Here is a 7,031-nt window from a genome sequence, read left to right as displayed (position 1 = left end):
CTGAAGGTCGGCCCCTACTCCTTTTGGTGGGCCAGACATTCTTGTCTGGCGTTCCGCCGACCAGAACGTCGGCCCCGACATCAGGGTGCTTCGGCCAGCGAACGTTTTAGCCACCGCGCCGCGGCGACGGTGCCCACTAATAATAATAGGTATGGCGGCCAGGCCGCCGCGGCCGGCGCCTCGCACCGCACCTGCGCGTATACCGGCCAAATATCCAGCATCGCCCGGTCGTCGCCCTTAAGGCCGGGCGGCGGCCGGTCGAGCCAGCGCAGCTCGCCGCCGTGCACGTAGTAGTCGACGGTCCGCGCCGCGGCCAGGCCCGCGTACTTGAAATGCCACAGTATTTGCGAGTACCGCGGGTTGGCTCGCCCCTCCGGCAGCCAGCCGCGGAAATTAACTTTCTTCGCGTCGCCGATTACGTCCACCGCTATGTCGTTCTGCGTGAGCTGGTAGTCGGCCGCGACGGCGACGACGCCGAGCGCTATCCCCCACGCCACGCACGCGGCGAAGAGTATTTTTACCCACCGGCGCCGGCGCGGCGCAAGGACGCCCGCCGCGGCGAGGACGGCCCAGAAAACGTACGCGTAGCGGAGGCCCCACGCCCAGCTCGAGTACGTCGTAAAGAGCACCGCCGCCCCCAGGCCCAACGCCGGGACGATTAAAAATAAAATCCGGCGGCCGTACGACTTAACTAGCGCCGCCGTCGCGCCCACACCGAACGCCGCGAGCGGGCAGTACAATATGACGTTGTGCATGTTGGGCGCCAGGAAATATATCCACAGAAACCGCCCGACGAAGGACAGCGGCCCGCCGCCCCCCAGCGGCTCGAACCGCGCCTTGACGAGGTTGGTGAAGAACGGCAGCGTGTTATACGCGAAGTTGCCCGCGCTGCCGCGGGCGTACCAGTTGTATATAGGTACGCTTGCCGCCACCGCGGCGAAGCCGCCGACGAAGGCCGCGAAATCCCGCCACCGCGAACCCCGCGTTAAAGCGAAGACGAACCACAACGCCGCGGCCGTCGCCGCGAACGCGAGGAGCTCGTAACGGATCGTAAAGGCGAAGCCGAGCGCCAGGCCGGCGCCGACCGGACACTTAACCGAGCGCTTCTCCCAACCTATTATAATCAGCGCCGCCGCGAGCAGGACGAAGAAACCGGCCGCCGGCTCGTTGAAGTCGTACGTCGCGTACGGCAGCAGCGGCGTCGCGACGCCGAAGATGACGGCCGCGGCCGCGGCCTGCCGGGGCGGCCGCTCGAGCCGGCGCGCCAACCAGTACACCAACGCCGCCGAGGCCGCCGCCCACAAGACGTTCCCGAACGACGCCAGCGAGTAGCCGACGTCCCACGCGGCCAACGCCGGGAATATTCTCGTCGCCGCGGCGCCGAGCAGCACGGCGGGTAAAAAACAAAAAAGGCCTCCCAGCGGGAAGTGGATGTAGAGCTCGCCGTTGCGTCCCGCGTAGAAGTACGTGCCGATGCGCGACTCCTTGCCGACCTGGTCGCGGTCGAAGTGCAGCTGGCCGCGCTCAACGACGTTCTCGGCCCACGTGAGCTTAAAGGAGGCGTCGAGGAGGTAGAAGTGCCCCGGCGCGCACAGCGCGTAGAGGCCGACGAAGGTCAAAAAAAGGGCGGCCGCGATCTTCAGGTCCGCCCGCGTCATGATTCGTTAGTACGGCGGTCACTCAATCTTAACGGACACCTCGGGCGAGAACCTACTCAGTACGTTCTTCTCATCGTTCCACGTCTTGTAAAAAGCGGCCACGCGGTAATAGTACGTCTCGCCGACGGCGACGTCGCCGTCGTCGTAGTAAAGCTCCCACGCGGGCGACTTCGCCAGGTCGACGAAATCGTAATTGAAACGCTCGGAGCGTTGAATCAAAAAGCAATCCAACCCGGGCGCGGCCTTATAACTCCACCGCAGCGCGGCCGCGCCGCCCCCGGTTTCCGCCGTCACGTTGTACGGCGCCGGCGGCCCGCCGTCGTCGGCGCACCCCAGCAATCCGAACAAAGACACCGTAAAAACTACGCCGATTTTCATAGCAGCTCAGAAACGTACTTTGAAGACGACGAGGAACAAGACCATCAACAAGAGAAACATCACGTATATAGTGATGCGGAGCCACATGTTCATCGTGCGCGCGCGCCGGCTCCGGCGCTCGTCTTCGACGTAACCCTCCTCCACCATTTGGACCCGTCGCTCCAACGCGTCCAGCCGCTGCTCGAGCTCGTTCGATTTATCGTCCGGCATATCTCCTCCGTTTACGAATCGGCGCCGGCCGGAAAGTTACCTTAAAACCCGTACTACGGCTAATCGTGTTGCGGGAACGCAGCCAGCACCGCTTCCACTTCCTCCGGCGTGCAAACCCACAACTTCTGCAGCGTCTCCCGGTATCCGTCGGCGCCGGCCACTTTCCAAACGTAATCCAAAACTGCCATGACATTCTCCGCGCCCGAAACGTACCGCGCCTGCCGTTCGCCGGCGACCAAAACGACGCCGCCCTCCAAACCCTGGTCGACCCGCTTCTTTAGCTCCCAGAAGTCCGCGCCGGGGGTACCGGCACCGTACGCCCGGATGAGAACGGCGCGCGGCCAATCGCTATCCGGCCGGGACATGGCGGCGTGAATCTTCTCGACCAGGGCCGGTTCCTTCACCAATAAACGTTCCAACCCTTCTTCGTGTTGCATCACGCGCTCGGTCATGTGGCCCGGCTTGAAGAACTCCTCGTCCTCGCGAATCAACACCGACCAGAACTCGGCGACGCCCTCCGCGGCTTCGGTCTTGGCCGCCAACTCGTAATTCTTCTCCTCGAGCGCTTCGGCCCGGGTTTCTATTCTCTTGACCTCTTCGAGGATATCCGCGGTCTCGCGCTCGAGCCGCTCCGACTCCTTCTTGTCGTCGAAGTAGTCCTTAACGAGGAGCGTCGCGAGCGCCGTCGCGCCCGCGGTGGCGGCGGCTATAATTACGGTCGTCGCGCCCTCGTCCGCCCGGGCGGGCGCCGCCGCGTACGGCGTGCCCAACGCCGCAGCGACCGCCACCCATTTTAAATACTTACCAATCATAACGGCTCATGCCTTTACGAAAAAAAGCCCGCCGGCGGCGGGCCCTGTGGGCCTAACAGGAGTCGAACCTGTGACCTCGCGCTTATCAGGCGCGCGCTCTAACCGCAACTGAGCTATAGGCCCTTCCTTCCATTTATAGCACACGGCAACTTCATAATCAAGAAAAAACGCCGACGCCGCTTCCGTAAGCGACGTGCTGCTTCAAGTAAAAAGCCGAGGCCCCGGGCCCCGGCACTTAACCAAACCTTAATGCAAGCTGCTACTTCCTTCTGGTTCTCCGAACCTTCTTCTTGACCGCGGCCTTCTTCTTGGTAACCCTCTTCTTCGGCTTGGCCTTCGGTTTCGCCTTGGCCGCGCACTCGATGCACATCTTGCCCTTCGGCTTGGCGGTACGCACCGCCCATCCGGCGTTGTTCTTGACGTTCGTCGGCACTCTGGAACAACTCGCCTGGGAGTGGTACGTCTTGCTACCTTTGCACTGATAAAACGGCATTATTATACCTCCCGCACGGGTTAACTTTCGTTTAGTCGTTGGGAGCGGTTCGGTTCGCTTTTAACCTAACCCAGCGAAGGCGTTATGTCAAGAAAAAAAGTAAACGTTTTACGATGGGCGAACTTAAAGCTCGTCTCGCGAAAACCGATACCCATTTCCCCACGACGGCTTGTGACCTGTTATTATGTTAAAATGGAGCGCGAGCCGATTTTATTTAAAATAGTCCGCAACCTCGCCTCGCGGCGCGTAAGGCCACGGACAGTACCGCCCCACCGCCTTCAGGTTGTAACGCTCCCCCTTCACGACCACGTCGTCGAAGAAGTATCCCGACGTCCCCGCCAAATCGACGCTGACGAACGACGGTTCGTCGATTTTAAATTTTAAAGCGTACCCGTGGTATTCGCCGTCCCGGTTCAACGTCCAACATTTTTTAATGCGGCGCCGCGCCGCGCCCGTACGCCGGTTATGGAATACCAGACGCGTAATAACGTGACAGAACGCGTCCTTATCGCACGCCAGGATATATATGAACTTATAACGCCCGGGAGGGAAGAAATACCGGTCCTTCCCCCATAAAAACCCGCTCCTCTCGAAACGGCGGACGACGCCGTCGTGCAACGCCCGGGAATCGCGGCGAGGCCTTACGTATCGCTCCGGCGCGCGGAAATGGGACTCGCTGATAACTCCGTACCACGCCTCCCATACGTCGTCGTACGAATACCTACCCGGGGCTCGCCTAAAATAAGCGTAGTCCCGCGTCACCTCCGCCGGATAGAAACCGGCCGCGCGTAACCGCGCCATATCCGAAGGCATTACCAACGCGCAATGGAAGTCGCGGTCCAAAAACACGGCGTCCACTTTCTCCAAACCGCCCAACCCCAAACCCCGCGGGTACAACGTCGCGACGTGCCTGTCGTGCGCCAGATACGTGAACGCCGGCTGGTCCGCCGAGACCGCGATTCCCGGAGGGACCTTCCTGATCCCGGCGAGCGTCCCGAGCTTATGGTAAGTCGGAAACATACCTCGCGCGGTCCCGACGTACCAGGGCCGGTACGAGTACGCGATCGAAACTATTTGGAAGGTCACCGCCGCCACGCTCCCCCCCGCCAAGAGGAACCTCCTGAGCCGGACCCGGCGGAGGGCGCTTATGCGCGCCAGGCCGAAAGCCGCCGCGGCGTACGCGAACGGCAAAAACTGAAACGGGAAGCCGAAGCCGTGCCGGACGATACTCGAGTGGTCGTGAGTTAAAAAAACGTACCCCGGCGGTATTAGTAGTACCGCCGCGACGCCGGCGAACGGTAAAAACACGGCCACCGGACCCAACGTCGTCACGAAGAACCACAGCCGCGTACTCAAGGGTAGAATCCCCTTCGGCTCGAAGAGCGTCAACACGCCGCCCTCCTTCAATCGCTCGAGGTATACCCCGTAGTGCGGCAATCCCGGTTGCCCGCACAAGAGCTTCGGGTATATTTGAAACGCGACGCCGAAGGCGTAAAAGGCGAAGGCGGAAATAACCAAACCGCCGCTCCACCGCTTGCGACATACCCATACCCCGACGGCGGCCACGACGATCGCGTAGACGGCCATCTCCTCCGAGGCGGCGGCCGCCAAGAACGTAAAAAGAACGCCCCACCAGAAACGCCGGCGGACGAAAAGCAAAAGCGCGGCCAAGACCGCCGGCGCGGCCATAGCTCGCAACGGGTTCCCGTACGACGTCGCGCCGTGGAGAAAGGGCGACAAAGCGTACGACGCGGCGAGCGCGAACGCCGGCCACCGGGCGCCCCGCGCCGCCCCTAAAAAATATACGAGCGCTACGCTCGCGGCCGCCGAAAACGCGATAATAACGACTAAATAAACCGGTTCGCGGAAAACGTACGACAACGGGCATATCGCGAAGAGCAGTGGCGCGAAATGGACGAAGTACCCGTGAAAACCGTCGAACGTCTGCGTAAAAAACCGACCCCGCGCCGTGTTGTAAACGAGGCCGGCGTATTCACCAAGATCGGACCCCCAGTATTCGAGGTTGTAGAAACGGCCTACCGCCCACGCGCCGAAAACGACGAAATACGTTCCCGCTAAAAACCACGCCAACCTGGCGGGCGTCCGCGTTTCCGCCGCGGTTTCGCGACGGATGAGAAGCGATACCACCCCGGCGGCAAGGCCGCAACCTACGGCCGCCGCGAGAGGAACCCACGTATTTCCCGCTGAAGGTAACATCCCTCTTCCTACGAAAACCAACCTCCTCCGTACCCGAAAAATATCCGGCTACGGATTTACCTACTTACCCAATCCTCTTCTCAACCACCCCTGACATCATTATACCGCACGTCCCTTCCTCGTTCCGTGCTAAAACTACGCTGGAACGTCGAGCTCCTGCATCGGCACCGCCCGACCTTTCCATACGACGTAGTCGTCCTCGATGCGAAAGCCTCCCCGCTCGTCGTAGAAGCCGGGCTCGAACGTAAAGACCATCCCGTCCTCGAACGGGCGGTCCAACCACGGCATGGCCGTCGCGACGACGTACGGATGGGGGTCGTGGGTTTCGACGCCCAGCCCGTGGCCGTAACCGTGGCGCTCGCGGTCGCTCAGGCCGGCGTCCTTTACCCTGCGCGCGACCTCCCGGCCCAGCTCGAGCGGCGTCACCGCGTTAAGGTCGGCCCGGCGCAAGAGGTCAACCAGTTCCGCGCTTATGTCGTAGTACGGGTCCGCGCTCGCGTCGCCGCCGGCGACGTACGTCCGCGTAACGTCCGCCTTGTAACCCCACACGTCGACGCCGTAGTCGACGACGACGCGTTCGCCGGGTTCTATCTTCTTTTTCGAGCGGCGCTGGGGATGGGGATACTGCGAGCGGGGCCCGGAGGCCACGATGGGGTAAAACGCGGGCGCGGCGCCGGCATCGATCGCGCGGTGGAGTAGGAAATTCATAAGGTCCTCCTCCGCCGCGCCGGGTCGGACCTTGCCTTCGAGCTCCGCGAAAACCGCCAGCGTAGCGTCGGAAGCTCGCTTCATCAACGCGAGCTCGAGCGGGGACTTAACCGCCCGGAACGGTACGAGCACGTCGTCGCACTCTCTTATATTCACGAACGACGAGAGGAATCCGACGTAGCGCGGCGGCAGGCGGTCGAGCGCGGGGAAATTCGTCGAAACTTCGACCACCACGTCGTCGAACTTCTTAAGATATGACGCCAGCTCGTCGTCCAGCTCGGCGGCCCCGCCGTACGCGACCAGCTCCACGTCGTCGGACAACGGCGCCAACTCGTCGACCTCGATTCGCTGCACGAACGCCGTCGTCGCGCCGCCCGGTTCACATAAAATAAAAGCCGGCCTCGTAAAATCCTCCGCCAACGTCAGCGCGCGGATGCTGGGCCCTTCCCAGCGGCCCCAATATAAAAGTAGAGGAGTATCGAGCAACCGCTCGAGCTGGGCCCGTCTCTCGCCGAAGAAGCGGCGCCGGAAGGAAGCGATATCGACGGGGTCCAT

At 62.0% G+C, this 7,031-nt stretch carries 7 protein-coding genes and 1 tRNA gene; all 8 read right to left on the bottom strand.

From position 1 onward, the window contains the following. Window positions 1–80: 80 nt before the first annotated feature. Window positions 81–1,658: a hypothetical protein gene (locus tag VMX79_12830; GenBank protein ID HUV87981.1), complete on the bottom strand. Its 1,578-nt coding sequence runs from the start codon at window positions 1,656–1,658 to the stop codon at window positions 81–83. Window positions 1,659–1,676: 18 nt separating this feature from the next. Further along, window positions 1,677–2,036 (bottom strand): hypothetical protein, encoded by a 360-nt coding sequence (locus VMX79_12825; GenBank protein ID HUV87980.1) that lies wholly within the window; start codon window positions 2,034–2,036, stop codon window positions 1,677–1,679. A 6-nt stretch (window positions 2,037–2,042) separates the two neighbouring features. After that, window positions 2,043–2,246, bottom strand: a complete 204-nt coding sequence (locus VMX79_12820; protein HUV87979.1) for a hypothetical protein — start codon at window positions 2,244–2,246, stop codon at window positions 2,043–2,045. A 59-nt stretch (window positions 2,247–2,305) separates the two neighbouring features. Then, window positions 2,306–3,058, bottom strand: coding sequence for a hypothetical protein (locus VMX79_12815; GenBank protein HUV87978.1), 753 nt, complete (start codon window positions 3,056–3,058; stop codon window positions 2,306–2,308). Window positions 3,059–3,105: 47 nt separating this feature from the next. Next, a tRNA-Ile gene (locus VMX79_12810) sits at window positions 3,106–3,181 on the bottom strand. 136 nt (window positions 3,182–3,317) lie between these two features. Beyond that, a complete protein-coding gene (locus VMX79_12805) occupies window positions 3,318–3,551 on the bottom strand; it encodes a hypothetical protein (protein HUV87977.1) in 234 nt (77 codons plus the stop codon). A 210-nt stretch (window positions 3,552–3,761) separates the two neighbouring features. Continuing rightward, window positions 3,762–5,768, bottom strand: a complete 2,007-nt coding sequence (locus VMX79_12800; protein ID HUV87976.1) for a DUF2079 domain-containing protein — start codon at window positions 5,766–5,768, stop codon at window positions 3,762–3,764. A gap of 135 nt (window positions 5,769–5,903) precedes the next feature. Continuing rightward, window positions 5,904–7,031, bottom strand: a complete 1,128-nt coding sequence (locus VMX79_12795) for a Xaa-Pro peptidase family protein (GenBank protein ID HUV87975.1) — start codon at window positions 7,029–7,031, stop codon at window positions 5,904–5,906.

The organism is bacterium, assembly GCA_035529855.1.
In the GTDB taxonomy this organism is placed as follows: domain Bacteria; phylum RBG-13-66-14; class B26-G2; order WVWN01; family WVWN01; genus WVWN01.
Note: the sequence above shows the minus strand (reverse complement) of the source record. Positions and strands in the feature narration are given on the sequence as shown.